We start from the raw sequence: 24817 nt of genomic DNA on the forward strand, positions 1-24817 counted from the left end.
CCTGGATGGATCAGATCTGGCCGCCCGGCATATGGCAGACGGCTTCGACGTTGTGGCCATCCGGATCACGCACGAACGCGCCATAGTAGTTCTGGTGATAGTGCGGACGCAGCCCCGGCGCGCCGTTGTCGCGGCCGCCTGCGACCAGGGCCGTGCGATGAAAGGCGTCGACCACCGTGCGGCTCGGAGCCGTGAAGGCCACGTGTGTGCGCCCTTGTTGCGCGCTGCTGCTGCTGATCCAGAAGAACGGTTTGCCTTGTGCGCCGAAACCTGCAGCGTAGGAACCATCGCCAGTCTGTTCCGGCGTGACTTCCATCATCAGACCGATGCCGAGCGGCGCGAGTGCGCGCTCGTAGAACGCTTTGCTCTTCGCATAGTCGGAGACCGCAATGCCGATGTGGTCGATCATGGTTTCACTCCTTCGCCCAGTCGGGCGCGTGCTTGTCGAGGAAGGCGCCGAGGCCATGCTGGCCTTCGGCCGATACGCGCAGGCGCGCGATGAGTTCGGCATTCTGCGTATCGATGCGTTCGGCAGCTTCGCGCGTCATGCCGCCGGTACGCAGAGCGAGTTGCTTGGCCTCGGCTTGTGCGAGCGGGCCACCCTTGCCGAGGAAATGCAGCACGCGCTCGACCGCCGCATCGAGCTGGTCCGGCGCGACTGCATCGTGCAGCAAGCCGATGTGCGCCGCCGTTGCGGCGTCGAACACCTCGCCGCTGACGAACAGCCTGCGCGCCTGGCGCACACCAATCGCGGCGACGACGTAGGGCGAGATCACGGCCGGCACCAGGCCGAGCTTGACCTCGCTCAACGAGAATTTCACGCCGCCGACGCCGATCGCGATGTCGCAGCAGGCGACCAATCCGACGCCGCCGCCATAGGCCGAGCCGTTCACGCGTGCGATGGTCGGTTTCGACAGGAAGTTCAGCGTGCGCATAAGCGTCGCAAGGCGCAGCGAATCGGCGCGGTTTTCGGCCTCGCTCGCGCTCGCCATGCCACGCATCCAGTTGAGATCGGCGCCTGCGGAGAACGAGGCGCCGGCACCGGTCAGCACGACCGCACGCACCGCGTCATTGCGTTCGCAGTCGGACAGCGCGGTGGTCAGGTTTGCGATCAGCGTGTCGTCGAACGCGTTGTGCACCTGTGCACGGTTCAGCGTGATCGTGGCCACGTCGTTGGCGACCGCGACGAGTATGGCTTCGCTCATTGCGTGTTTCCCATGTCGCAAGAGCGGCGATGATAGCCGCTGCGCGACGGCAACCGTCACACGTCGAAGATCAACAGCGTGCGCCAGCCGCCGGTTGCGATCGCATGGGCGATCCCGACCGGCACAGCACGGATCTTTCCGGCGGCCGTGGTGCGGCGATGTGCGTGCCAGACATTGCCGCGCTCGAAGACATCGGCAACATGTCCACCGGGGATCGCGGCGTGCACACAAAGCGGTTCATTTGAGTATAATGCGAACCATTCTTATTTGCGTGTAGTCCCAGAGTGCGGCTATCCGAGTTGAACAAGGGTGCTTCCGCCGTGGTTCGCGAAGTCGAGGATACCCATGCCGCCGATCCGATCGCGCGCCGCCTGCGCGAGCTCGGTTTCGTCAGCGGCGAGCCGGTGCGCGTGGTCGCGTGCGGGCCGCTCGGCGGCGATCCGCTGCTGGTGCAGATCGGCTACACGCGTTTTGCGCTGCGCCGCAGCGAGGCGGCGCGGGTGCGGCTGATCGTGGAGGACGCCGCGTGAATGCCGTCGCCGGATCGCTGCGCATCGCGCTGGTCGGCAATCCGAACTGCGGCAAGACCGCGCTGTTCAACCGGTTGACCGGCAGCCACCAGAAGGTCGCGAACTACGCCGGCGTCACGGTCGAACGCAAGGAAGGCCGCTTCGTCGCGCCGTCCGGGCGCGTGCTGCAACTGCTGGACCTGCCGGGTGCGTACAGCCTCGACGCGGCGAGTCCCGACGAGGCGATCACGCGCGACATCTGCGCCGGCGCGTACCCCGGCGAGGCCGCGCCGGATCTGATCGTCTGCGTCGCCGATGCGACCAACCTGCGCCTGCATCTGCGTTTCGTGCTGGAACTGAAGCAGCTCGGGCGGCCGATGGTGCTGGCGCTGAACATGATCGACGCGGCGAGGCAGCGTGGCATCCGCATCGATGCCTCCGCTCTCGAGCGAGCGCTGGGCATCCCGGTCGTCGAAACCGTCGCGGTGAAACGCGGCGGCGCGACGACGCTGGTCGAACGGATCGACGCGATGGCGTTCGGCCCGCTTCGCTGGAAACGCGATGTGCCGGTCGATCCCGCCGCGGATTCCGACGTGCATGCACAGGTGCGCGCCCTGCTCGCCGCCACGGTCACGATGCCGCGTGCGACCAGCGCGATTGACGACGCGATCGACCGCGTCGTGCTGCATCCGGTCGCGGGCCTCGCGATCCTCGCCGTCGTGATGTTCCTGATCTTCCAGGCCGTGTTTTCCTGGGCCGCACCGCTGCACGACGCGATCGATGCCGGTGTCGGTGTGCTCGGTGCGCGCGTCGCGGATCTGCTCGCCTCGATGCCGCTGCTGCGCAGCCTCGTTGCCGACGGTGTGTTCGCGGGTCTCGGCACCGTGCTCGCGTTCCTGCCGCAGATCCTGATCCTGTTCCTGTTCATCCTGATGCTCGAGGAATCGGGCTACCTGCCGCGCGCGGCATTCCTGCTCGACCGCCTGATGTTCGCCGCGGGACTCACCGGGCGCTCGTTCATTCCGCTGCTGTCGAGTTTCGCCTGCGCGATCCCGGGCATCATGGCCACGCGCAGCATCGCCGATCCGCGCGACCGCCTGACCACGATCCTGGTCGCGCCGTTGATGACCTGCTCGGCACGCCTGCCGGTCTATACGCTGCTGATCGCCGCGTTCATCCCGCGCCACGATGTGCTCGGCGTGTTCAACCTGCAGGGTGTCGTGCTGTTCACGCTGTACGTCGCCGGCATCGTCAGCGCGCTCGCGGTCGCGTACGTGATCAAGCGCATGCGCTCGGACAAGAGCGAGCACGCGCTGATGATGGAACTGCCGTCCTACCGCCTGCCCAATCCGCGCGACATCGCGATCGGGTTGTGGGACCGCGCGCGGATCTTCCTGCGCCGCGTCGGCGGCATCATCCTCGCGCTGACCGTGCTGCTGTGGTTCCTGTCGAGCTTCCCGGCGCCGCCGGCGGACGCGACGTTGCCGGCGATCGACTACAGCTTCGCCGGTCGCATCGGCCACTGGATGACTCACGTGTTCGCGCCGATCGGCTTCAACTGGCAGATCTGCATCGCGTTGATTCCCGGTCTCGCTGCGCGCGAGGTCGCGGTGTCCTCGCTGGCGACCGTGTATGCGATGTCCGCCGAAGGCGACGCCGCGCAACTCGGCGCGACGATCGCCACGCAATGGTCGCTGGCGACCGCGTTGTCGCTGCTGGCCTGGTACGTGTTCGCGCCGCAATGCATGTCGACGCTTGCGGTCATCAAGCGTGAGACCAATTCCTGGCGCAACGTCTGGGTCACCGCGGGCTACCTGTTCGGTCTTGCCTACCTCGCCTCGCTGCTCACCTACCAGATCGCGAAGGCACTGACATGAGCACGCCGATGCTGGTGCAGACCCTGGTGATCGCTCTGACGGTCGGCTGGAGTGTACTGTTCGCCGCACGCCGTCTGCTGCCGGTCGCGAGCCGCCGGGTACAGGCGCGGATCGTCGACTTGTTCGACCGGCCATCACTGCCGGCCTGGCTGCGCAGGCTCGCACATGGCCTGCAACCGCAGAGCACCAGCGGCGGGAGTTGCGGCGACGGTTGTTCTTCCTGTGGTGGCTGCGCGGCTGCCGCTGCGAAGCCTGTCGTCGACAGACAGCCGCTGATGTTCCGGCCGCGCGCGAAGCCATAGCGGCGGCACGCCTTTGCTGCTCGGAAGAGCGCCAGCGAAGTCCGACGCGCGAGTGATCCGTCGCATCGTCAGGCATCGCTGAAGCTCAGCCCGACCTACAATGCGCTGATGGACATCTACACCCTGCATCGCGGCACCACGCCGCTCCTGGTCAGCCTGCCGCATGACGGCACCGCTGTTCCCGCCGATCTCGCCGCACGGATGACCCCGGAGGCGCGGCGCATCCCGGACACCGATTGGCATGTCTCCCGGCTGTATGCGTTCGCCCACGAGCTCGGGGCCTCGATGATCGTTCCGGCGCATTCACGCTATGTCGTTGACCTCAACCGACCGTCGGACAATGCCTCGCTGTATCCGGGCCAGAACACAACCGGCCTGTGTCCGGTCGTGCAGTTCAGCGGCGAGCCGATCTACCAGGCCGGCGAGGAACCGCAGCCGGACGAGATCGCCACGCGCGTCGAGCGCTACTGGAAGCCGTACCACGATGCGCTCGCGGCCGAGATCGCACGCCTGCGCGCAGCGTACGGCCGCGTTGTCGTGTGGGAAGGCCACTCGATCCGCAGCATCGTGCCGTTCCTGTTCGATGGCCGGCTGCCGGACTTCAACCTCGGCACGGCGGATGGCGCGAGCTGTTCGTCCGCGTTACAGAAGAGGCTGGTCGGCGTGCTCGCCGCGCAACGCAACCACACGCATGTCGTCAACGGCCGCTTCAAGGGTGGCTACATCACGCGCCACTATGGCCGACCGCGCGACGGCGTGGAGGCCGTGCAGCTCGAACTCGCGCAGCTCAACTACATGGACGAGGCGACATTCGGGTATCTGCCCGAACGTGCAGTGGCTACACAGGCGGTATTGCGGGCGTTGCTCGGGGAGTGTCTCGGCGCCTGATCCGGGTGTCTCATCGGCGGCGTTCGCGACGCAGTTTTTTGCGAAGTTGAACGCCTGCCAACGACTTGTGCCGCGTTCAGCTTGCGTATTCCATCGTGGCTCTAGCTTGCAGATCACGCGCAAGCCGATTCGACGAAACGTCGCGGTCCGTGCGGATCCCAACCTCCCAGGAGATTGCTCACATGCGTATGTCCATCCTCAGTGCCCTGATCGTCGGTGCTTTTGTCGCGAATGCGTTTGCGGCCGAGCCCGCCGTGCCGGTCAAGGCTGCCGAGGCAGCGAAGCCAGCCGCGACGCAGACTCTGGCCCAGGCCAACACAGCCGCGCCGGTGAAGACCGATAGCGCACAGGCTCCGGCCAAGACGGAAGCCGCGCAGGCTCCTGCCAAGACTGCATCCGCACAGGCTCCGGCCAAGACGGAAGCCGCACCGGTCGCACCGAAGACCGAAGCAGCGCCGGCCGCGCCGAAGACCGAAGCGTCGGCTAGCACGCAGACCGCTCCGGCGGCACATCACAAGGGTTCGCACAAGCACGACAAGCATCATCACAAGTCGAAGGCCGCGAACGCGACCACGACCGGCTGAATACTCCGTCGTTGATATAAGGCAACCCCGGGTGCGCGAGTGCCCGGGGTTTTCTTTGCCTGGGTTTGGAGTTGTCAGTTACCCGAACGTGCAGCCGCGGCCCGTGGCGATTCGAGCGAAGGCAGGAACCACGCGAGCAGGCCGATCGCCGGCAGGAACGCGCAGATTCCGTAGACCGCCTCGATGCCGATGTGGTCGGCGAGCTGGCCAAGCACGGCCGCGCCGATGCCGCCCATGCCGAACGCAAAGCCGAAGAACAGGCCCGCGATCACGCCGGTGCGGCCCGGCACCAGTTCCTGCGCGTAGACGATGATCGCGGAGAATGCCGAGGACAGGATCAGGCCGATCACGATCGTCAGCATCGTGGTCCAGAACAGGTCCGCATGCGGCAGCAGCAGCGTGAACGGCAGCACGCCGAGAATCGAACCCCAGATCACGTACTTGCGGCCGATGCGGTCGCCGATCGGGCCGCCCGCGAGCGTGCCGGCCGCGACCGCGCCGAGGAAGATGAACAGGTGCAGCTGAGCGTTTTGCGCGCTCAGCGCGAACTTGTGCATCAGGTAAAACGTGTAATAGCTCGACAGGCTGGCGAGATAGAAATATTTCGAGAAGATCAGTGCGCCGAGGATCGCCATCGTGAGGTAGATCGTGCGACGCGGCAGTCGCGACTCGCGCGCCACTGCACGCGCCGCGCGATGCGCCGGCACCTGCTCGCGGTACCAGCCGCCGATCCGCGTCAGCAAGGCGATCGCGACCAGTGCCGCGATCGCGAACCAGGCCACGCTGCCTTGTCCGCGCGGCATCACGATGAACGCGGCGAGCAGTGGCCCGATCGCCGAGCCGACGTTGCCGCCGACCTGGAACAGCGATTGCGCGAGCCCGTGCTGCCCACCTGAGGCCATGCGCGCGACGCGCGAGGATTCCGGATGGAACACCGACGACCCTGAACCGACCAGCGCAGCCGCAACGAGCAGCATCGGGAAGCTCGATGCGTGCGACAGCAGCACGAGGCCGGTCAGCGTGAAGCCCATGCCGATCGCCAGCGAATACGGCATAGGGCGCTTGTCCGTATAGATGCCGACGAGCGGCTGCAGCAGCGACGCGGTGATCTGGAAGGTCAGCGTGATCAAGCCGATCTGCCCGAAGTCGAGTGCGAACGACTGCTTCAGCAGCGGATAGATCGCCGGCAGCAACGACTGGATCATGTCGTTGAGCAGGTGGCACACCGAGAGCATCGCAAGGATGGGGAACGCCGTGCGCGCGGCAGCCTGCACCGGTGTCTCGGATGAGGAGGGCGGCGCGATAGGCGCGTCGACGAGGTGGCTGGGAGGCAGGACGGTTTCGGACATGGCGTGTATTGGACAACCAGGCACGCATGCCCGCACTATTGGATAGGTCAGTTTTCTTCGAGATCGGGCCAATATGCGAAATGTCCACGCCACCAGGGCCGACGCGCTGCCCGGCGCGATCGTTGCGACCGCGAACGAATTGTCGACGAATCACCGCGTGCCGCCGCACCGCCATCGGCGATCACAACTGCTGTACGCGGCGACTGGCATCATGGTGGTCGGCACGGAGGCGGGCCGCTGGATCGTTCCGCCGGAGCGCGGCGTGTGGATTCCGGCCGGCATGCAGCATGAAGTGAACGCGCTCGCGCATGTCAGCACGCGCAACATCTATATCGAAGCGGGCGTCGACGACGCGCTACCGACCGACTGCCGCGTGATCGGCATTTCGTCGTTGATGCGCCAGTTGCTCTTGGAAACCGCTGATCTTCCGCTGCCGGTCGAGAAGGGATCGCGCGCCGACCTGATCTTCTTGCTGCTAGTGCAGGAGGTCACGCGCGCGCCGGTGCTGCCACTCGATATCCCGTTCCCGGCGGATGCGCGCCTTGCCGCTCGTTGCCGCGCGTATCTCGAGCATCCCTCGCCGCACGAGACGATCGACGACTGGTGCCGCGACCTGGCACTCAGCCGGCGCACGTTCACGCGGAAATTTCGCGCGGAAACCGGACTCAGCTTCGCGATGTGGCGCCGCCAGGCCTCGATCTTCGCGGCGCTGCCACGCCTCGCTGCCGGCGATCCGATCACCACGATCGCATTCGATCTCGGCTACGAGAGCGCGTCCGCGTTCGCGACGATGTTCAAGCGCGTGATCGGGGTGTCGCCGAGCCGCTATCTGGCCAATCAATGATTCAGGGTTCCGGCCCGACCGCCACCACCGGATCACGGCGATGTTGGGCGCGGGAGCCGGTAGACCCCGCCCTCCAAGGCTTTGGCATCTGCCACGGCGATCAGCATGGATTCGTTGGAACGGATGATCTGAGCAGGCTCAATCGAGGTAGTTACACCTCCAGCGACGCCAAATCCCCCTTCGTCTCCAGCCACTCCTTGCGATCCGACGCGCGCTTTTTCGACAGCAGCATGTCCATGACCTTCGAGGTGCCGTCGTCGGCCTCAATGGTGAGCTGGACCAGGCGGCGTGTGTCCGGATGGATCGTCGATTCACGCAGCTGTGAGGGATTCATCTCGCCGAGGCCCTTGAAGCGCGTGGTGCTGACTGCGCCGCGGATTTTCTCGCGCTCGATCTTCTCGAGCATCGCGTCGCGTTCGGCTTCGTCGAGGCAGTAGAACACCTGCTTGCCGACGTCGACGCGGAACAGCGGCGGCATCGCCACGAACACGTGACCGTCGCGCACGAGTTTCGGGAAGTGCCTGAGGAACAGCGCGGACAGCAGGGTCGCGATGTGCAGGCCGTCGGAGTCGGCGTCGGCGAGGATCACGACCTTGCCGTAGCGCAGGCCGGAGATGTCGTCCTTGCCCGGATCGCAGCCGATCGCGACCGCGAGATCGTGCACTTCCTGCGAGGACAGCACCTGGCCCGATTCGACTTCCCAGGTGTTGAGGATCTTGCCGCGCAGCGGCAGGATCGCCTGGAAATCCTTGTCGCGCGCCTGCCGCGCCGAGCCGCCGGCGGAGTCGCCCTCGACGAGGAACAGTTCGGTGCGCGAGAGATCGCTCGACGCGCAGTCGGCGAGCTTGCCGGGCAGCGCGGGACCCTGCGTGATCTTTTTGCGCACGATCTGCTTCTCGGCCTTGAGCCGCAGCGTCGCGCGCTCGATCGCGAGTTGCGCGATCTTCTCGCCGAGCTCGACGTGCTGATTCAGGAACAGCGAGAAGCCGTCGTGCACCGCGTTTTCGACGAAGCCGGCCGCGTCGCGCGAGGACAGGCGCTCCTTGGTCTGGCCCGAGAACTGTGGATCGGTCATCTTCAGCGAGAGCACGAAACTCAGGCGATCCCACACATCCTCCGGCGCGAGCTTGACGCCGCGCGGCAGCAGGTTCCTGAACTCGCAGAACTCGCGCAGCGCATTGGTCAGGCCCGAGCGCAAGCCGTTCACGTGCGTGCCACCCTGTGCAGTCGGGATCAGGTTGACATAGCTTTCCTGGGTCAGCTCGCCCTCGGGCAACCAGGCGACTGCGAATTCGACCGCGCCGTTGTCGCGTTGCAAGTGGCCGACGTAGAGGTCGCTCGGCAGATACTCGCCTTCGCCGAGCATCGAGCGCAGGTAGTCGCGCAGGCCGTCCTCGTAGTGCCACTCGAGCTGCTCGCCGCTCGCTTCGTCAGTCAGGCGCACGGTCAGGCCGGCGCAGAGCACGGCCTTCGCGCGCAGCACATGCTTCAGTTTCGAAAGAAGGAATTTAGGCGTGTCGAAGTATTTCGGATCCGGCCAGAAACGCAGCGTCGTGCCGGTCTGCTTCTTCGGCACCGTGCCGGTCACGCTGAGATTGCTGGCGCGATCGCCGTCCTTGAAATTCATCCGGTAGATCTGGCCGTCGCGGCGGATCGTGACCTCGACGCGCGAGGACAGCGCGTTGACGACCGACACGCCGACGCCGTGCAGGCCGCCGGAGAACTGGTAGTTGCGGTTCGAGAACTTGCCGCCCGCGTGCAGGCGCGTGAGGATCAGCTCGACGCCCGGGATCTTCTCCTCGGGATGGATGTCGACCGGCATGCCGCGGCCATCGTCGGCGACCTCGACCGAGCCATCCGCGTGCACGGTGACCTCAATCGTCGAGGCATGTCCGGCCAGCGCCTCGTCGACCGAGTTGTCGATGACTTCCTGGGCCAGATGGTTCGGCCGCGAGGTGTCGGTGTACATGCCGGGCCGGCGCTTGACCGGATCCAGGCCGGAAAGGACTTCGATGTCGGCGGCGTTGTAGCGGGTGTTCATTTATCTGCTGTTTCCATGATGAGGTGCGCTTTCGCGCCCGCTGGAGCGGCCGCGAGAATGGCGAGCGCGGCCGCAGGGGTCAAGCGTCGGCATGCGACAATGAGGACCGATCGTCGCACGGACGGCGACAGCGCCGGCCATGACCGAACAAGAATCCAATCGCATCCTGCTCTGGCTCGTCGCGCTCGGCGTCTTCATGCAGATGCTGGACTCGACGATCGTCAACACCGCGCTGCCGTCGATGGCCGCGAGTCTCGGCGAGAGTCCGCTGCGCATGCAGTCGGTGGTGATCGCCTATGCGCTGACCATGGCGATGCTGATCCCGGCCTCGGGCTGGCTGGCCGATCGTTTCGGCACGCGGCGCGTGTTCTTCTCGGCGATCGCGTTGTTCACGCTCGGCTCGCTGCTCTGCGCGCAATCGCATAGCCTGGGGCAGATCGCGGCATCACGGGTCGTGCAGGGCGTCGGCGGCGCGATGCTGCTGCCGGTCGGTCGGCTCGCGGTGCTGCGTTCGGTGCCGCGTGGCGACTTCCTCGCCGCGATGAGTTTCGTCACGATCCCGGGCCTGATCGGTCCTCTGATCGGCCCGACCCTCGGCGGCTGGCTGGTACAGGCCGCGTCGTGGCACTGGATCTTCCTGATCAACCTGCCGGTCGGCCTCATCGCCGGCATCGCAACCTTGCGCTTCATGCCGGATGCGCGCAGCGCGGTAGCGCGTTTCGATCTCGGCGGCTACCTGATGCTGTCGTTCAGCATGGTCGCGCTCTCGCTGTCGCTGGACGGCCTGTCCGAACTCGGGCTTCGCCACGCGACCGTGCTGATGCTGCTGATCTTCGGCATGGCGAGTTTCGTCGCCTACTGGCTGCACGCGACGCGCGCGCCGAAGCCGCTGTTCCCGCTCGGCCTGTTCGGCGTGCACACGTATCGGGTCGGCGTGCTCGGCAACCTGTTTTCACGGATCGGCAGCGGCAGCATGCCGTTCCTGATCCCGCTGCTGCTGCAGGTCAGCCTCGGCTACAGTCCGATGGAGGCCGGCCTGATGATGATCCCGGTGGCGCTCGCCGGTATGGTGTCCAAGCGCATGGTGGTGCCGCTGGTGCGCGAATTCGGCTATCGCCGCGTGCTCCTGTGCAACACGATCCTGGTCGGTCTCGCGATGGCGAGCTTCGCGCTGATCTCGCCGACACAGCCGATGTGGCTGCGCCTCATCCAGCTCGCGTTCTTCGGCATGGTCAATTCGCTGCAGTTCACCGCGATGAACACGATCACCCTGCGCGACCTCGAAGGCGACCTCGCCAGCGGCGGCAACAGCCTGCTGTCGATGGTGATGATGCTGTCGATGAGCCTCGGCGTCGCAACCGCGAGTGGCCTGCTGGCCGCGTTCGCCGGCGTGTTCGGCTCCGAGCACGGCGCCGCTGCGTTGCCCGCATTCCACGCCACCTTCGTCTGCGTCGGCCTGGTCACCGCTGCGTCTGCGTGGATCTTCTGGCAGTTGGAGTAGGAAAAGCAGGCGCTGGAACCGGTCGAGCCGGCATCCGCACAGTAGCGAGGGATCTCCCCGCGATGGCGTCGGGAGCCACGCGCGGACTCGCCGAGCGAGCGCCGAGCCGATAGAATAGCGATTTCCAGCGGAACGTTTCGCCCATGACCCCCCTGATTTTCGTGACCGGCGGCGTGGTGTCCTCGCTTGGCAAGGGCATCGCCGCGGCGTCGCTGGCTGCCATCCTCGAAGCGCGCGGCCTGCGCGTGACGATGATGAAGCTCGATCCGTACATCAACGTCGACCCGGGCACGATGAGCCCGTTCCAGCACGGCGAGGTCTACGTCACCGATGACGGTGCCGAGACCGACCTCGACCTCGGCCACTACGAGCGCTTCGTGCGGACGCGGTTGACCGGGAAAAATTCGATCACCACCGGCAAGATCTACGAGAGCGTGATCGCGAAGGAGCGCCGCGGCGACTACCTCGGCGCGACCGTGCAGGTGATCCCGCACATCACCGACGAGATCAAGCACCGCATCTACGAGGCGACCCAGGGCTACGACGTCGCGCTGGTCGAGATCGGCGGCACGGTCGGCGACATCGAGTCGCTGCCGTTCCTGGAGGCGATCCGCCAGATCCGCATCGAACACGGTGCCGAGCAGGCGATCTTCATGCACCTGACCCTCGTGCCTTACATCAAGGCCGCCGGCGAGATCAAGACCAAGCCGACCCAGCACTCGGTCAAGGAACTGCGTTCGATCGGTATCCAGGCCGACGTGCTGCTGTGCCGCTGCGAGCAGCCGCTGCCGCAGAGCGAGCGCCGCAAGATCGCGCTGTTCACGAACGTGCCCGAGAAGGCCGTGATCAGCGCGACCGACGTCGACGTGATCTACCAGTTGCCGCAATGGCTGCATGCGCAGGGCCTCGACGACATCGTGATCGACAAACTGCGTTTGAACGCGAAGCCGGCGGATCTGTCCGAATGGGATCGCACCGTCGATGCGATCGCGCATCCGCAGGGCGAGGTCACGATCGCGATCGTCGGCAAGTACGTCGAGCACAAGGACGCCTACAAGTCGCTCGGCGAGGCGCTGCGCCACGGCGGGCTCAAGCAGAAGACGTGCGTGAATCTGCGCTGGGTCGAGTCCGAGGAGATCGAGCGCAAGGGCGCGGACATGCTCAAGGACGCCGACGGCATCCTCGTGCCCGGCGGCTTCGGCAAGCGCGGCTTCGAGGGCAAGATCGCGGCCGCGCGCTATGCGCGCGAGCATCGCATCCCGTACTTCGGCATCTGCTACGGCATGCACGCGGCGGTCACCGATTTCGCGCGCAACATCGCCGGCCTCGAGGGCGCGAACTCCAGCGAGAACGACCGCAACTGCGCGCATCCGGTGATCGCGCTGATCACCGAATGGACCACCGGTGCCGGCGAAGTCGAGAAGCGCGATGAGACCTCGGACAAGGGCGGCACGATGCGCCTCGGCGCGCAGGAATGCCGTCTCAAGGCCGGCACCCTGTCGCGCGAACTCTACGGTCAGGACGTGATTCGCGAACGCCATCGCCATCGCTACGAATTCAACAACCGCTATCGCCAGCAGTTCGAGGACCTCGGCCTGATCATCTCCGGCAAGTCGATGGACGACCTGCTCGTCGAGATGGTCGAGCTGCCGAACCATCCCTGGTTCGTCGCCTGCCAGGCGCATCCGGAATTCACCTCGACTCCGCGCGACGGCCACCCGCTGTTCATCGGCTTCGTGCGCGCTGCGCGCGAGCAGAAGGCGGTGCGCGAGGCGCCGCGGCTGGCGAAGGAGGCGGTGGCGTGATGGATTTTTGCAGGAGCGGCTTCAGCCGCGATGCTTTTCCTTCAAACGAAAGAACAGGCAACCGCATCGCGGCTGAAGCCGCTCCTACAAGGGCGGTTGCCCGATGAAGCTCTGCGGTTTCGAAGTTGGACTCGACCGCCCGCTGTTCCTGATCGCCGGCCCTTGCGTGATCGAGTCGATGCAGTTGCAGCTCGATACGGCAGGCCAGCTCAAGGAAATTACCGGCAAGCTCGGCATTCCCTTCATTTTCAAGTCGAGCTTCGACAAGGCGAACCGCACGTCCGGCGCGAGTTTCCGTGGCCCCGGCCTCGAGGAAGGGCTGAAGGTGCTGGCCGAGGTCAAGCGCCAGATTGGCGTGCCGGTGCTGACCGACGTGCACGAATACACGCCGATGAATGAAGTCGCGTCCGTCGTCGACGTGCTGCAGACGCCCGCTTTCCTGTGCCGCCAGACCGATTTCATCCAGAACGTTGCCAGCGCCGGCAAGCCGGTCAACATCAAGAAAGGTCAGTTCCTGTCGCCGTGGGAGATGAAGCACGTCGCTGCGAAGGCGAAGGCGACCGGCAACGAGCAGATCATGGTCTGCGAGCGCGGCGCGAGTTTCGGCTACAACAACCTCGTCTCCGACATGCGCAGCCTCGCGGTGATGCGCGACACCGGCTGCCCGGTGGTGTTCGATGCGACGCATTCGGTGCAGCTGCCCGGCGGCGCTGACGGAAAGAGCGGCGGCCAGCGTGAGTTCGTGCCGGTGCTGTCGCGAGCCGCCGTCGCGGTCGGCATCGCCGGCATCTTCATGGAAACGCATCCCGATCCGGAAAAGGCGCTCAGCGATGGGCCGAATGCGTGGCCGTTGGGGAAGATGCACTCATTGCTCGAGGCGTTGGTCGCTCTTGATGACATCAGCAAGCGACTCGTTGCTCAGGAGATCAAATGATTTCATCTGCTCGGTTGGTATTGACTTCGATTTGTTTTTTCGCGATTTCCTGTTGTTCATACGCATGGTCGCTCGAAAACACGACGTCGACTTCTGATATCACAGTGACCGGAAAGAAAGTCACCGCCGAGGATCTCAAGGATTCAGAGAAGATGGCGTCATTTCCGAAAACGGAAATCATGGCCGTCGTGAAGACGGGCAAGCCGGCGTGCGCGCAAGGCACGATTGTGGTTCGTTTCGACACTAGGAAGGGGCTTTCCCTAGCGGGCGAAACCCTATCCGTCGAAGAACTGATCAACCTAGTGATCGCCTCGAAAGACGCAGGAAAAACCTCGTGCCTGGTCGTCGACGCGGCTTCATATGACAAACCGACATTCGATAGCCTTGACAAGGCGCTGGTCGTGCCGCAGCAAATCTCCCTGATGTGGAGCACGCCTGATCAGTCGAAGTAACGATCAGGCGCTGCCCTTCCTTCAACCATTCGACCGGACCCAGCAATGACCGAAATAGTTCGCATCCACGCCCGCGAAATCCTCGACTCCCGCGGCAACCCCACCCTCGAAGCCGAAGTCACGTTGGCCGACGGTTCGTTCGGCCGCGCCGCGGTACCGTCCGGCGCGTCGACCGGCTCGCGTGAGGCGGTGGAACTCCGCGACGGCGACAAGGCGCGCTACCTCGGCAAGGGCGTCAGGAATGCGGTCGCGAACGTCAACACGACGATTGCGAATGCGCTGAAGGGAGTCGATGCGAACGACCAGCGCGGGCTTGACGCGAAGCTGATCGCGCTCGACGGAACATCGAACAAGGGCAAGCTCGGCGCGAACGCGCTGCTCGGCGTTTCGCTCGCGAACGCCCATGCGGTCGCGGCTTCGAAGCATGTGCCACTGTGGAAGCATCTCGCCGGCGATCGCGCGGCGCGCCTGCCGGTGCCGATGATGAACATCATCAACGGCGGTGCGCATGCGGACAACAATGTCGACATGCAGGAGTTCATGATTCTGCCGGTCGGCCTGCCGAATTTCGCCGAGGCGCTGCGCGCGGGTACCGAGATCTTCCATGCGCTGAAGTCGGTGCTGAAGGGTCGCGGTCTGAATACCGCGGTCGGCGACGAGGGCGGCTTCGCGCCGAACCTGAAGTCGAACGAGGAAGCGGTCGAGACGATCCTCGAAGCGATCGCCAAGGCCGGCTACAAGGTCGGCTCCGACATTTATCTCGGCCTCGACGTCGCCAGCTCCGAGTTCTACAAGAACGGCGCCTACCACCTCGAAGGCGAGGGCAAGGTGCTGACCTCCGCGCAGTTCACCGACTTCCTCGCCGGCTGGTGCGCGAAGTATCCGATCGTCACGATCGAGGACGGCATGGCCGAAGGCGATTGGGACGGCTGGAAGCTGCTGACCGACAAGCTCGGCAAGAGCGTGCAGCTGGTCGGCGATGACCTGTTCGTGACGAATACGGCCATTCTCAAGGAAGGCATCGACCGGCACATCGCGAACGCGATCCTGATCAAGGTCAACCAGATCGGCACCTTGACCGAGACGCTGGACGCGATCGCGATGGCCGATGCGGCGAAGTACGCCTCGATCATCTCGCACCGTTCCGGCGAGACCGAGGACACCACGATCGCCGACCTGTCGGTGTCGACCGCCGCGACGCAGATCAAGACCGGCTCGCTGTGCCGCTCCGACCGTGTCGCCAAGTACAACCAATTGCTGCGCATCGAGGAAGCGCTCGGTTCCGCAGCGCGTTACGCCGGCAAGGACGCGTTCCCGAGCCTGCCGAACTTCGGTCGCTGAGGTGTCGCGCGCGTGCTGCGCTATCTCGCGCTGATCCTGCTGATCCTGCTGATCGCTCTGCAGGTACACCTGTGGACCGGGCCGGGTGGCATGCGCGAGGTCTGGCGCCTGCGCCAACGGGTCGAGGAGCAGAAGGCCGAGAACGCGAAGCTGAAGACGCGCAACGAGACCCTCTCGGCCGAGGTCGACGACCTCAAGCACGGCGACGAGGCGATCGAGGAGCGCGCGCGGTCCGAACTCGGCCTGCTGAAGCCCGGCGAGACGTTCTATCAGGTCGTCGAGCCCGCCGCGGATGGCGCGAAATCCGGCGACAACACGAATGCCAATGACCGGCATTGATCGGCCCGGCATTGATCGGCTCTGGTGCGTCGTGCCCGCGGCGGGGCGCGGCGCGCGGTTCGGCGCGGAACGGCCAAAGCAGTACGTCGAGCTGGACGGCGAGCCGCTGCTCATCTGGACGCTGCGTCGATTGGCAGCGACGCAGCGGATCGCCGGATTGATGGTCGTGCTCGCCGTCGATGATCCGCACTGGCCAAAGCTGGAGTCGATTGCCGGAAAACCGGTGCTCACCGCGAGCGGCGCCGCCGAGCGCAGCGGTTCGGTGCTGGCCGGACTGCATGCACTGCCGGAATCGGTCAGCGAGGACGCGTTCGTGCTGGTTCATGACGCCGCACGGCCCTGCGTACTGGCAGGCGATATCGAACGCTTGATCGAGTACGGCGTTCCGGCTGGCGGCGCGTTGCTCGCGGCACCGTTGCGCGACACATTGAAACTCGGCGACCGCGCCGCGCGCGTCGTCGCGACAGAGCCGCGCGAGGCGCGCTGGCGTGCATTGACGCCGCAGATGTTCCGCCGCGGCGAACTGACCATGGCGCTCGAGCAAGCGGAACGCGACGGTGTTGCAGTCACCGACGAGGCGATGGCAATGGAGCGCATCGGCCACCGCCCTTTGCTGGTCGAGGGCGCCGAGAGCAATATCAAGGTGACGACGGCGGCCGATCTCGCACTGGCGGAATTCCTTCTGAAGCAGGGATGAGAAAATGAGCAGCGAGGGCGCGGGAATCCGGCGGTGTGACAAACATGCCGTTTCTGTCCAAGCTTCGCGTCTGGCGCGGGCTCCGATTCCTATGCCTTCGCTCCCCGATCCCAATTCCTAGCCCCTGGCCCTTCTCATGCGCATCGGACAAGGCATCGACGTTCATGCATTCGGACCCGGCGACCACGTTGTGCTTGCCGGCGTGCATATCCTGCATGAGCGGGGTCTCATCGCGCATTCGGACGGCGATGTGGTGATCCATGCGCTCTGCGACGCCTTGCTCGGCGCGCTCGCGCTCGGCGACATCGGCCATCACTTTCCGCCGGGTGATCCGCGTTGGAAGGACGTCAACAGCCGGCACCTCCTGCTGCATTGCGCGGCGCTGATGATCGAGCGCCGCTACGAGCTCGCCAACGCCGACATCACCGTGATCTGCGAGCGGCCGAAGATCGGACCGCATGTGGATGCGATGCGGCGCAACCTCTCGATCGACCTCGGCTGCGCGATCGGCGACGTCAGCGTCAAGGCGACGACCAGCGAGAAGCTGGGTTTTACCGGACGTGGCGAGGGCATCGCCGCGTCCGCAGTCGTGTTGCTGCAGCGGCGCCGCGAGAAGGTCAATGTCAGCGTGGGCAGCACGCCCGAACTGCGCGCCCTGGTCGGCCGCCTCGAACCGGATCTGGAAGGAGGATGAGCCAGCCACTGCCGTATGCACACGGCGGACCTCCGATCGCCGGGCGGCTGCGCGCCGAGCCCACGGATTTCCGTGTCGAGGAGATCCTCGGCTTCGAGCCGGCAGGAGAGGGCGAGCACGCGTTCCTGCTCGTCGAGAAGACCGATGCGAACACCGAGTGGGTTGCGCGTCAGCTTGCGGAGGTGGCCGGCGTCGCGCCGGTTGCGGTCGGTTACGCGGGGCTCAAGGACCGCCACGCGGTCACGCGCCAGAGCTTCAGCGTGCAATTGCCCGGTCGCGCGGATCCTGACTGGGCAGCGCTCGCGATTCCCGGCGTCAGCGTCATCTCGGCAACCCGCCACAACCGCAAGCTCAAGCGCGGTGCGCATCGCGGCAACCGGTTCCGGATCCGCCTGCGCGACGTGCGGGGTGAACTCGATCAGGTCGAGACGAAGCTCCTGACGATCCGCGAACGCGGCGTGCCGAATTATTTCGGTGAGCAGCGCTTCGGTCGTGACGGCCAGAATCTCGCGCTCGCCGAAGCGCTGTTCGCGGGCCGGCGCATGCCGCGCGCGCAACGCGGTTTCGCGCTGTCGGCGGCGCGTTCGGAGCTGTTCAACGCCGTGCTCGCGACGCGCGTGGCGGACGCGAGCTGGGATCGCGCGCTCGACGGCGAGGTCTGGATGCTCGACGGCTCGCATTCGGTGTTCGGTCCGGAACCCTGGAACGCCGATCTGGCCGCGCGCCTGGCCGCGTTCGACATCCATCCGACCGGGCCGCTGTGGGGCAGGGGCGAGTTGCGCAGCGAGGGGCAGGTGCGCGCTCTGGAACGTGCTGCCATTGAGCCCGGGCGTGCCCTCGCCGAGGGCTTGCAGCGCGCCGGGCTCGAACAGGAGCGTCGCGCGCTGCGTCTCGGCGCACGCGATCTCGTCCACGAATGGTTGCCGGACGGCGGCCTGGTGCTGGATTTCCAGCTCGCGCAGGGTGCTTTCGCTACGACCGTGTTGCGTGAATTGTGCGATTGGGCCGAGTTTTCGGCTTAGTGCGTCGAAACGCCCGGTTTCGGCGACGGATGGCACTCCCGCGCCTCGATAGGCGGGTCTATAGTCTCCCCACGGCCGACGCGATCGGCGCGCCGACCGCTCTTCGAAGCGGAGGTCGTCATGAAATGGCTGGCAATCGGTGCGGCAGCTGCCGTCAGTCTCGGGCTGTCGGCGTGTGCGGGCAGCGCAGGTCGTAATGGCATCGCCCGCAGCGGATCCATGGACAGTGATATCGACTACGGCAAGGTCGTCGCGGTGAACCAGTGGGCCGAGCGGCGCCACGCGACTGTGGTCTGGGTGAACTATCCGACCCGGCGCAGCCCCAGGCCGAGCGGCACCTGAGCCCAGGAGCCTGGGCGGCAGAAGTCAGGCTCTAGCTTCGCTGCAGCAGCACGATCACCGCGCCGGTACCGCCCTGAGCGGGACGTGCTGACGTGAAGGCCAGCACGTCCGCGCGCCGGCGCAGCAGTGAATCGGTGAGTTGCTTCAACACTGGGCCCTGCGCCTTCGAACGCAGGCCTTTGCCGTGCACGATGCGCACGCAGAGTTCGCCTTGGCGAAGGCAGTCGTCGAGAAACAGGCGGATCGCGTCGCGCGCAACCGCGCTGCTCATTTCGTGCAGGTCGATCTCCGCACGGATGCTGAAAAGCCCGCGACGCAAGCGTTTCAGCAGACGTGGCGGTTGACCCGGTTTCAGGTAGCTGATTTCGTCGCCGCCCTCGATCGCGGCCGGATCGATTGCGTGCGTCAGCAGTTCGTCGCGCACGCTGGCCTCATCGCGCAGCGCCTGGATCGGTTCGGGCGGCGGTCGTGGTCGTGGCGGGGCATCGGCGTAAGCCTGCCGCAGTGGACGCACACCGCCAATCGCCTCGCGGAACAGGTGGGCATCGTCCTTGTTTTCGTCACGAGCGGCCATGCAGGCAGGCTAGCAGAAACACTCGAGGAGTCGTGTCCGCGACATGCGTGCGCGATCGCCCGCTGCGACTGCGGCGCACGCCGTGAATCCGCTATCATTCCATGTTCCCACCAAGATGCCCCAACGGTATCGTTCGCCATGCGTTGCGGACGTTTCGCGCCGGGCGCCGCGCAGGAAGCCGCATGCGAGTTCTGGTCAGCAATGATGATGGCGTCGACGCACCGGGCATCCGCGTGCTCGCGCAGCGCCTCGCCGCGGTCGGTGACGTGACCGTGGTCGCACCGGACCGCGACCGCTCCGGTGCCAGCAATTCGCTGACCCTGGACCAGCCGATCCGCGCGACACGCCTCGAGGACGGCCGCTGGCGCATTGCCGGCACGCCGACCGATTGCGTGCATCTGGCGCTGTCCGGTCTGCTCGATCATGAGCCGGACATCGTCGTCTCCGGCATCAACAACTCAGCCAACCTCGGCGATGACGTGATCTATTCGGGCACGGTCTCCGCGGCGATGGAAGGGCGCTTCCTCGGTCTGCCGGCGATCGCCGTCTCGCTGGCGTCGACGGACCACAAGGGCACGCATTACGACAGCGCCGCCGAAGCGGTGCTGCTGCTGATGCGGCGCCTGCTCGTCGATCCGCTGCCGGCCGACACGATCCTCAACGTGAACGTGCCGGACCGGCCGTGGAATGAGATCCGCGGTCTCGCAGTGACCCGGCTCGGTCGCCGCCATCGCTCGGCGCCGTGCGTCGCGCAGACCGATCCGCGCGGCCGTCCGATCTACTGGATCGGTCCGCCGGGCGAGGCGGCCGATGACGGCCCGGGCACCGATTTCAATGCCGTCCGCGATGGCTATGTCTCGATCACGCCGATCCATGTCGACCTGACCCGTTTCCAGGCTCTGGAGAAGGTCAGCGGCTGGGTCGCCGCGCTGCAGCCGAATCTCGGCGACGCGGCGTGAGGCGTCGTGCATGAGTGCGCTGCCATGAGCCTGCTGTCATGAGTCCGCTGTTATGAGTCTGTTCTCACGGCGCGATCCGGCCACGCGCGGGCTCGGTATGACCTCGCAGCGCGCGCGCGATCGCCTGATCGAGCGCCTGGCTGCGGAAGGCATCCGCGACCGCCGCGTGCTCGAGGTGATGCGCCAACTGCCACGCCACCTGTTCATCGACGAGGCGCTGGCCTCGCGCGCCTACGAGGACACCGCATTGCCGATCGGGCAAGGCCAGACGATCTCGCAGCCGTGGGTGGTCGCACGCATGACCGAGGCGCTGATCGAGCAGCGCCTGCCGCGTCGCGTGCTCGAGGTCGGCACCGGCTCCGGTTACCAATGCGCGGTACTCGCGCAGCTGGTCGAGCAGGTCTATACGGTCGAGCGCATCGACGAGCTGCTGCGCAACGCGCGGCGGCGTTTCCGCAAGCTCGGCCTCGCCAACATCCGCTCGCGTCACGATGACGGCCGGCTTGGCTGGCCGGACGAGGCGCCGTTCGACGCGATCATCGTGACCGCAGCCGGCGCCGAGCTCGAGCATGCGCTGCTGGACCAGCTCGCGGAGGATGGCTGCCTGGTCGCGCCAGTCGGCCCGGCCGGGCGGCAGACGCTGTTGCGCGTGCGCGCCGGTGCAGACGGCTGGCTGCGCGAATCGCTCGGCGCGGTCAGCTTCGTGCCCCTGCTCGGGGGTACTGAATGAGGGCGTCTGTCACCGATCCGGGCAGGGAGGCCGCGCGATGAAGTTGTTCCGTCCGTTGTACGAGCATGCGCTTCGCTGGGCCGCGCATCCGCAGGCCGCCTGGTATCTCGCGCTGTTGAGCTTCGTCGAGGCGATCATCTTTCCGGTCGCGCCGGAGATCATGCTCGCGCCGATGGTGCTCGCCAAGCCGCAACGCTGGGCGCGCTTCGCGACGATCAGCCTGGCCGGTTCGCTGCTCGGAGCGCTGGTCGGTTATGCGCTCGGTCACTACGCGTTTGATGCGTTGCGCCCGCTGTTCGCCGATCTCGGCTGGTTGCCGCGCATCGATGCGTTGGTCGAGCAGTTGAAGCAGGACGTCGCGCTGCATCCGTGGACCGCGTTCTGGACGCTGGTGCTGGCCGGCTTCACGCCGGTGCCGTTGAAAATTTTCACCTGGGCTTCGGGGATTGTCGGGATACCCTTGCCTGCATTTGTCGCCAGCATGTTCGTTGGCCGCGGCAAGCGTGTGTTCCTGCTCGCCGGCCTGATCCGGCTCGGCGGCAAGCGAGCCGAAGAGGCGCTGCACCGTTGGATCGAATGGATCGGCTGGGCACTGGTCGCGCTGATCGTTGGCTTGTTTATCTACTTCAGGTTTATCCGATAAAATATTGTTATGAAACGATATTTTAGGATCATGCGGATGGCTGCTCCGGTCGCCGCGCTGCTGCTCGCGGCTTGTGCGTCGACCGGTCCGGCGCCCGTCGAGGATCGCAGCCTCGGTGCGCCGAGGGCGACGCCTGGCGCGCGGAAGGAAACCGCCCGCCCATCCGCCCAGCCGGGCGCCAGCTATCGCGTGCAGCGCGGCGACACGCTCTACAGCATCGCGTTCCGGCATGGCGTCGATTACCGCGAGCTGGCGGGTTGGAATGGCATCTCGGCGCCGTACACGATCTATGTCGGCCAGGAGCTGCGAGTCGCGCCGCATTCCACGGGCGCACCCGTTGCAGCCGCTGTACCAACAACGACGCAGCACCCGGTCACTGCCGCCACACCCACGCCCGCGCCAGTGAAACCGTCTGCCCCGACGGGGCCGGCCGTGCCGAAACCAGCGCCGTTCGAGACGGTGGCCGGGCAGTCCTCGCCCGTCGCAGCACCGAATCCGCCGCCCGCGGCATCGTCGCCCGTGATGCCGAGCGCACCCGCTCCAAACGCTCCAGCGGTCGCCACGGAAGCGGCTGCGAAACCGGTGCCGTCGCCACCACCACCACCGTCCAGCGCGGCGACGGTGTCCTCCAGCGAGGTCGCCTGGCGCTGGCCGGCGGATGGTCAGGTCGTCGCAGGTTTCGTCGCTGGCGATCAGACCCGGCAAGGCATCGACATCGCCGGCAAGTCCGGCGATCCGGTGCGTGCGGCGGCCGACGGCAGCGTGGTCTACAGCGGCAACGGTCTGATCGGTTACGGCGAGTTGATCATCGTCAAGCACAGTCCCGGTTTCCTGTCTGCCTACGGCCACAACCGCAAGCGCCTGGTCAAGGAAGGCGACCGTGTGAAGTCCGGACAGGTGATCGCCGAGATGGGCTCGAGCAGCGCAAACCGGGATTCGCTGCATTTCGAGATCCGCAAGAACGGCAAGCCGGCGAATCCGATCGACTATCTGCCGCGCCATTGATGGCGCTAAGCTCTGATCTATTCCGCACAGGCGGCATGATGTCCAGAAGGTTTTCCAAGTGGGGCGCGTGGCGCCGCCCAGGCGGGTTGCCTGGGAAAGCCGGGCGCGCCGCTACGCGGGCTTTCTGGACATCATCCTGTCGTTTGCCATCACGCCGGGCCGGTCCGTCTGCCCGCGGCTCGTCGCTGCGCCGGCTCGACAGACCGCCCGTCTGCCTTCGCCGACGCGCCTCGATCTGCGGGCAGACCGACCGGTGACGCCTGCGCGGAATAGATCAGAGCATCCCTGGTGAGCGCACCGATTCCCGACGAACCCGATTCCGCGCCTGAGGACATCCTCGATCTGGTCGATGCGATCGAGCCGCAGGACGAGGAGGCGCGCAGCTCGACCAGCGCGTATCTGGGCGAGATCGGCCTGATTCCGCTGCTCGATGCCGCAGGAGAATGGGCGCTGGCCGAGCGCGTGCAGGCCGGTGACGCCGAGGCGCGCCGGCGCATGATCGAGGCGAACCTGCGACTGGTCGTTTCCGTCGCGCGACCGTATGTCGGGCGTGGCGTGCCGCTGCTGGACCTCATCGCCGAGGGCAATCTCGGCCTGATCCGGGCGGTCGGTAAATTCGATCCGTCACGCCGCCTGCGGTTCTCGACCTACGCGGTCTGGTGGATCCGCGAGGCCGTGCAGTCGGCGATCATGAACCAGGGGCGCACCGTGCGCCTGCCGGTGCACATACTGCGCGAACTCGCGCAGGTGCTGCGCGCGGAACGCGAACTCGCCGCGCGCCTTGGCGCGCCACCGAGTCTTGAGCAGATCGCCACGGTGGCAGGCAAGAGCGTGCAGGACGTCGCCGAATTGTTCCGTGTCGGCGAGCGCGTCGGTTCGCTCGATGCGGTCGACTCCTCCGGCGAGCGCGCGCTGATCGGGCATATCCAGGAACGCGAGGAGGCGGCGTCAGGTGACAGCTCCGCAGCGATCAGCAGCGAGCGGCTCGGCACCCTGATGGCCGCACTCAACGAACGCCAGCGCCTCGTGCTGCAGCGCCGTTTCGGTCTCGACGGCACGCCGGTACAGTCACTGGCCGAGATTGGCCGCGACCTTGGCATCTCGCGCGAACGCGCGCGGCAGATCCAGGAAGACGCGCTGCGCCGTCTGCGCAAGCTTTCGCACGAACGTACTGGCGAATGAATCGTAAGGCGTCCCGCATTTTCGGTAGGAGCGGCTTCAGCCGCGATGCTTGTCGCGTGGCGAACACCATCCCCACCCAACCCTCCCCTTGAAGGGGAGGGCTTAAAGCATCGCGGCTGAAGCCGCTCCTGCGAAGGCCGTCCTAGGGTGAACTTGCAGGCAGCATGATCGCCGCGACGACGCGACGTCCTTCGCCGGCGAGCAGGTTGTAGGTGCGGCACGCCGCGGCATTGTCCATGACCTCGATGCCGATGCGCCGGCGCAGCAGCGCGGCCTGGGCCTCGCGCGGCGGAAATACCTGGCGCGCACCGGTGCCCAGCAGGACGACCTCGGGATCGAGCGCGGCGACCGCATCGACGGCGGTGAGATCGAACTGGTCGGCCGTAACCACCGGCCAATCCTCGACGAGCCGGTCCGGTGCAAGCAGGAAGCTGCGCGTCAGCACACGGTCGACGATGGTCACCGCATCCGCCGTGCAGTTGCGGAAGAACAAATAGCCTTCGGGCAGGTCCTGGGTGAACTGCACGGGCGCTGTTTATTCAGAAGTCCGCACACGGACGTGCGGGTTCTTGCGAGGGACTCGCATTTCGTCGAACTGCGCCTTGTCCGGATTGCGCCGGTAGAAGCTGGCGGTGCGGCCGATCGTCTGCACGAGCTCGGCGCCGGAACTGGCGCGGATCTGCTCGATCGACTCGGCGCGCGATTCGCGATCGTCGTCGGCGAGCTTGACCTTGACCAGCTCGTGGTGCTCCAGCGCGCCATCGAACTCCTTGAGCAGGGCCGGCGTCACGCCTTTCTGGCCGACCAGGATCACCGGCTTCAGGTCGTGGGCGAAACCGCGCAGGTAGCGCTTCTGGGACGGGGTCAGGCTCATGAACGCAAACCGAATGGGGACGGGCGGCGCAGCGGTGCGCGAGCCGCACAGGGTATCATGCGGAATGTATGCGAGTCCTTCGCAAGAGTCCGCACATCCATGTGCGGACTTTTCAACAGGAGCG

General features: G+C 66.1%; 28 protein-coding genes and 1 pseudogene. 21 read left to right on the forward strand and 8 right to left on the reverse strand.

Annotated features, from left to right (window positions below; genetic code table 11):
* Positions 1–10: 10 nt before the first annotated feature.
* The 3 genes from ABD002_RS09985 to ABD002_RS09995 are packed head-to-tail and all read right to left on the reverse strand — an operon-like array spanning position 11 to position 1432.
* On the reverse strand, positions 11–409 hold the full coding sequence (locus ABD002_RS09985) for a VOC family protein (RefSeq protein ID WP_343790344.1): 399 nt from the start codon (positions 407–409) through the stop codon (positions 11–13).
* A gap of 4 nt (positions 410–413) precedes the next feature.
* Positions 414–1205: an enoyl-CoA hydratase-related protein gene (locus tag ABD002_RS09990; protein WP_343790347.1), complete on the reverse strand. Its 792-nt coding sequence runs from the start codon at positions 1203–1205 to the stop codon at positions 414–416.
* Between the two features lie 56 nt (positions 1206–1261).
* Positions 1262–1432 carry a hypothetical protein gene (locus tag ABD002_RS09995; protein WP_343790350.1) on the reverse strand — a complete coding sequence of 57 codons (171 nt, stop codon included), beginning with the start codon at positions 1430–1432 and terminating at the stop codon, positions 1262–1264.
* 57 nt (positions 1433–1489) lie between these two features.
* Here ABD002_RS09995 and ABD002_RS10000 point away from each other — a divergent pair, with 57 nt between their 5' ends.
* From ABD002_RS10000 to ABD002_RS10020, 5 genes are all read left to right on the forward strand, one after another.
* Positions 1490–1735, forward strand: coding sequence for a FeoA family protein (locus ABD002_RS10000; RefSeq protein ID WP_343790353.1), 246 nt, complete (start codon positions 1490–1492; stop codon positions 1733–1735).
* Positions 1732–3591: a ferrous iron transport protein B gene (gene feoB, locus ABD002_RS10005; RefSeq protein ID WP_343790356.1), complete on the forward strand. Its 1860-nt coding sequence runs from the start codon at positions 1732–1734 to the stop codon at positions 3589–3591. Before ABD002_RS10000 ends, feoB begins: the two co-directional genes overlap by 4 nt.
* Positions 3588–3893: a DUF6587 family protein gene (locus ABD002_RS10010; RefSeq protein ID WP_343790359.1), complete on the forward strand. Its 306-nt coding sequence runs from the start codon at positions 3588–3590 to the stop codon at positions 3891–3893. The genes feoB and ABD002_RS10010 overlap by 4 nt, the downstream gene beginning before the upstream one ends.
* A 105-nt stretch (positions 3894–3998) precedes the next feature.
* Positions 3999–4781: an N-formylglutamate deformylase gene (gene hutG / locus ABD002_RS10015; protein ID WP_425545127.1), complete on the forward strand. Its 783-nt coding sequence runs from the start codon at positions 3999–4001 to the stop codon at positions 4779–4781.
* Between the two features lie 182 nt (positions 4782–4963).
* Positions 4964–5365: a hypothetical protein gene (locus ABD002_RS10020; RefSeq protein ID WP_343790364.1), complete on the forward strand. Its 402-nt coding sequence runs from the start codon at positions 4964–4966 to the stop codon at positions 5363–5365.
* A gap of 74 nt (positions 5366–5439) precedes the next feature.
* Here the strand turns inward: ABD002_RS10020 and ABD002_RS10025 are convergent, their stop codons facing one another.
* On the reverse strand, positions 5440–6714 hold the full coding sequence (locus tag ABD002_RS10025) for an MFS transporter (protein WP_379989154.1): 1275 nt from the start codon (positions 6712–6714) through the stop codon (positions 5440–5442).
* 73 nt (positions 6715–6787) lie between these two features.
* On the opposite strand from ABD002_RS10025, the gene ABD002_RS10030 reads away from it, so the two are divergent.
* A complete protein-coding gene (locus ABD002_RS10030) occupies positions 6788–7558 on the forward strand; it encodes an AraC family transcriptional regulator (RefSeq protein WP_343790367.1) in 771 nt (256 codons plus the stop codon).
* Between the two features lie 151 nt (positions 7559–7709).
* On the opposite strand, the gene parE is transcribed toward ABD002_RS10030, so the two are convergent.
* Entirely contained in the window at positions 7710–9599 is a 1890-nt protein-coding gene (gene parE, locus ABD002_RS10035) for a DNA topoisomerase IV subunit B (protein ID WP_343790370.1), read from the reverse strand.
* A gap of 139 nt (positions 9600–9738) precedes the next feature.
* On the opposite strand from parE, the gene mdtD reads away from it, so the two are divergent.
* From mdtD to ABD002_RS10085, 10 genes and pseudogenes are all read left to right on the forward strand, one after another.
* Positions 9739–11100: a multidrug transporter subunit MdtD gene (mdtD, locus tag ABD002_RS10040; RefSeq protein ID WP_343790373.1), complete on the forward strand. Its 1362-nt coding sequence runs from the start codon at positions 9739–9741 to the stop codon at positions 11098–11100.
* 143 nt (positions 11101–11243) lie between these two features.
* Positions 11244–12905 carry a CTP synthase gene (gene pyrG, locus ABD002_RS10045; RefSeq protein WP_343790376.1) on the forward strand — a complete coding sequence of 554 codons (1662 nt, stop codon included), beginning with the start codon at positions 11244–11246 and terminating at the stop codon, positions 12903–12905.
* 103 nt (positions 12906–13008) lie between these two features.
* Positions 13009–13839: a 3-deoxy-8-phosphooctulonate synthase gene (gene kdsA, locus ABD002_RS10050; protein ID WP_343790379.1), complete on the forward strand. Its 831-nt coding sequence runs from the start codon at positions 13009–13011 to the stop codon at positions 13837–13839.
* Positions 13836–14291, forward strand: coding sequence for a hypothetical protein (locus tag ABD002_RS10055; protein WP_343790382.1), 456 nt, complete (start codon positions 13836–13838; stop codon positions 14289–14291). Before kdsA ends, ABD002_RS10055 begins: the two co-directional genes overlap by 4 nt.
* A 45-nt stretch (positions 14292–14336) precedes the next feature.
* Positions 14337–15632: a phosphopyruvate hydratase gene (eno, locus tag ABD002_RS10060; RefSeq protein WP_343790384.1), complete on the forward strand. Its 1296-nt coding sequence runs from the start codon at positions 14337–14339 to the stop codon at positions 15630–15632.
* A 12-nt stretch (positions 15633–15644) separates the two neighbouring features.
* Positions 15645–15971, forward strand: coding sequence for a cell division protein FtsB (ftsB, locus tag ABD002_RS10065; RefSeq protein ID WP_343790387.1), 327 nt, complete (start codon positions 15645–15647; stop codon positions 15969–15971).
* Positions 15958–16668, forward strand: coding sequence for a 2-C-methyl-D-erythritol 4-phosphate cytidylyltransferase (gene ispD, locus ABD002_RS10070; protein WP_343790390.1), 711 nt, complete (start codon positions 15958–15960; stop codon positions 16666–16668). The genes ftsB and ispD overlap by 14 nt, the downstream gene beginning before the upstream one ends.
* A 136-nt stretch (positions 16669–16804) precedes the next feature.
* Positions 16805–17272: pseudogene (gene ispF, locus ABD002_RS10075) on the forward strand (2-C-methyl-D-erythritol 2,4-cyclodiphosphate synthase); the annotation flags it as partial.
* Positions 17273–17358: 86 nt separating this feature from the next.
* Positions 17359–18384, forward strand: coding sequence for a tRNA pseudouridine(13) synthase TruD (truD, locus tag ABD002_RS10080; RefSeq protein ID WP_343790393.1), 1026 nt, complete (start codon positions 17359–17361; stop codon positions 18382–18384).
* Positions 18385–18504: 120 nt separating this feature from the next.
* The gene (locus tag ABD002_RS10085) at positions 18505–18726 is read left to right on the forward strand and encodes a hypothetical protein (protein ID WP_343790396.1); all 222 of its coding nucleotides are present in this window, start codon (positions 18505–18507) and stop codon (positions 18724–18726) included.
* Between the two features lie 31 nt (positions 18727–18757).
* On the opposite strand, the gene ABD002_RS10090 is transcribed toward ABD002_RS10085, so the two are convergent.
* Positions 18758–19300 (reverse strand): Smr/MutS family protein, encoded by a 543-nt coding sequence (locus ABD002_RS10090; RefSeq protein WP_343790399.1) that lies wholly within the window; start codon positions 19298–19300, stop codon positions 18758–18760.
* 182 nt (positions 19301–19482) lie between these two features.
* Here ABD002_RS10090 and surE point away from each other — a divergent pair, with 182 nt between their 5' ends.
* The 5 genes from surE (at position 19483) to ABD002_RS10115 (ending at position 23819) form a co-directional block, all read left to right on the forward strand.
* Positions 19483–20259 (forward strand): 5'/3'-nucleotidase SurE, encoded by a 777-nt coding sequence (surE, locus tag ABD002_RS10095; RefSeq protein ID WP_343790402.1) that lies wholly within the window; start codon positions 19483–19485, stop codon positions 20257–20259.
* Between the two features lie 52 nt (positions 20260–20311).
* Positions 20312–20989 carry a protein-L-isoaspartate(D-aspartate) O-methyltransferase gene (locus ABD002_RS10100; protein ID WP_343790404.1) on the forward strand — a complete coding sequence of 226 codons (678 nt, stop codon included), beginning with the start codon at positions 20312–20314 and terminating at the stop codon, positions 20987–20989.
* 37 nt (positions 20990–21026) lie between these two features.
* Complete coding sequence (locus tag ABD002_RS10105; RefSeq protein ID WP_343790409.1) at positions 21027–21632, forward strand: YqaA family protein; 606 nt, start codon at positions 21027–21029, stop codon at positions 21630–21632.
* Between the two features lie 36 nt (positions 21633–21668).
* Positions 21669–22637 carry a peptidoglycan DD-metalloendopeptidase family protein gene (locus ABD002_RS10110; protein WP_343790412.1) on the forward strand — a complete coding sequence of 323 codons (969 nt, stop codon included), beginning with the start codon at positions 21669–21671 and terminating at the stop codon, positions 22635–22637.
* Between the two features lie 288 nt (positions 22638–22925).
* Positions 22926–23819 carry a sigma-70 family RNA polymerase sigma factor gene (locus tag ABD002_RS10115; RefSeq protein ID WP_343790415.1) on the forward strand — a complete coding sequence of 298 codons (894 nt, stop codon included), beginning with the start codon at positions 22926–22928 and terminating at the stop codon, positions 23817–23819.
* 142 nt (positions 23820–23961) lie between these two features.
* On the opposite strand, the gene ABD002_RS10120 is transcribed toward ABD002_RS10115, so the two are convergent.
* A complete protein-coding gene (locus ABD002_RS10120; protein WP_343790418.1) occupies positions 23962–24345 on the reverse strand; it encodes an Mth938-like domain-containing protein in 384 nt (127 codons plus the stop codon).
* A gap of 9 nt (positions 24346–24354) precedes the next feature.
* Positions 24355–24693: a ribosome assembly RNA-binding protein YhbY gene (gene yhbY / locus ABD002_RS10125; RefSeq protein WP_343790421.1), complete on the reverse strand. Its 339-nt coding sequence runs from the start codon at positions 24691–24693 to the stop codon at positions 24355–24357.
* Positions 24694–24817: the final 124 nt, after the last annotated feature.

Origin of the sequence: Dokdonella soli (assembly GCF_039523175.1) — a bacterium.
Classification (GTDB): Bacteria; Pseudomonadota; Gammaproteobacteria; order Xanthomonadales; family Rhodanobacteraceae; genus Dokdonella_A; species Dokdonella_A soli.

Coding starts and splice junctions, on each gene's coding strand:
- ABD002_RS09985 (WP_343790344.1), bottom strand. CDS start 409: ATGATCGACCACATCGGCATTGCGGTCTCCGACTATGCGAAGAGCAAA.
- ABD002_RS09990 (WP_343790347.1), bottom strand. CDS start 1,205: ATGAGCGAAGCCATACTCGTCGCGGTCGCCAACGACGTGGCCACGATC.
- ABD002_RS10010 (WP_343790359.1), top strand. CDS start 3,588: ATGAGCACGCCGATGCTGGTGCAGACCCTGGTGATCGCTCTGACGGTC.
- ABD002_RS10020 (WP_343790364.1), top strand. CDS start 4,964: ATGCGTATGTCCATCCTCAGTGCCCTGATCGTCGGTGCTTTTGTCGCG.
- ABD002_RS10025 (WP_379989154.1), bottom strand. CDS start 6,714: ATGTCCGAAACCGTCCTGCCTCCCAGCCACCTCGTCGACGCGCCTATC.
- ABD002_RS10030 (WP_343790367.1), top strand. CDS start 6,788: ATGCGAAATGTCCACGCCACCAGGGCCGACGCGCTGCCCGGCGCGATC.
- parE (WP_343790370.1), bottom strand. CDS start 9,599: ATGAACACCCGCTACAACGCCGCCGACATCGAAGTCCTTTCCGGCCTG.
- mdtD (WP_343790373.1), top strand. CDS start 9,739: ATGACCGAACAAGAATCCAATCGCATCCTGCTCTGGCTCGTCGCGCTC.
- pyrG (WP_343790376.1), top strand. CDS start 11,244: ATGACCCCCCTGATTTTCGTGACCGGCGGCGTGGTGTCCTCGCTTGGC.
- kdsA (WP_343790379.1), top strand. CDS start 13,009: ATGAAGCTCTGCGGTTTCGAAGTTGGACTCGACCGCCCGCTGTTCCTG.
- ABD002_RS10055 (WP_343790382.1), top strand. CDS start 13,836: ATGATTTCATCTGCTCGGTTGGTATTGACTTCGATTTGTTTTTTCGCG.
- eno (WP_343790384.1), top strand. CDS start 14,337: ATGACCGAAATAGTTCGCATCCACGCCCGCGAAATCCTCGACTCCCGC.
- ispD (WP_343790390.1), top strand. CDS start 15,958: ATGACCGGCATTGATCGGCCCGGCATTGATCGGCTCTGGTGCGTCGTG.
- truD (WP_343790393.1), top strand. CDS start 17,359: ATGAGCCAGCCACTGCCGTATGCACACGGCGGACCTCCGATCGCCGGG.
- ABD002_RS10085 (WP_343790396.1), top strand. CDS start 18,505: ATGAAATGGCTGGCAATCGGTGCGGCAGCTGCCGTCAGTCTCGGGCTG.
- ABD002_RS10090 (WP_343790399.1), bottom strand. CDS start 19,300: ATGGCCGCTCGTGACGAAAACAAGGACGATGCCCACCTGTTCCGCGAG.
- surE (WP_343790402.1), top strand. CDS start 19,483: ATGCGAGTTCTGGTCAGCAATGATGATGGCGTCGACGCACCGGGCATC.
- ABD002_RS10100 (WP_343790404.1), top strand. CDS start 20,312: ATGAGTCTGTTCTCACGGCGCGATCCGGCCACGCGCGGGCTCGGTATG.
- ABD002_RS10105 (WP_343790409.1), top strand. CDS start 21,027: ATGAAGTTGTTCCGTCCGTTGTACGAGCATGCGCTTCGCTGGGCCGCG.
- ABD002_RS10110 (WP_343790412.1), top strand. CDS start 21,669: ATGGCTGCTCCGGTCGCCGCGCTGCTGCTCGCGGCTTGTGCGTCGACC.
- yhbY (WP_343790421.1), bottom strand. CDS start 24,693: ATGAGCCTGACCCCGTCCCAGAAGCGCTACCTGCGCGGTTTCGCCCAC.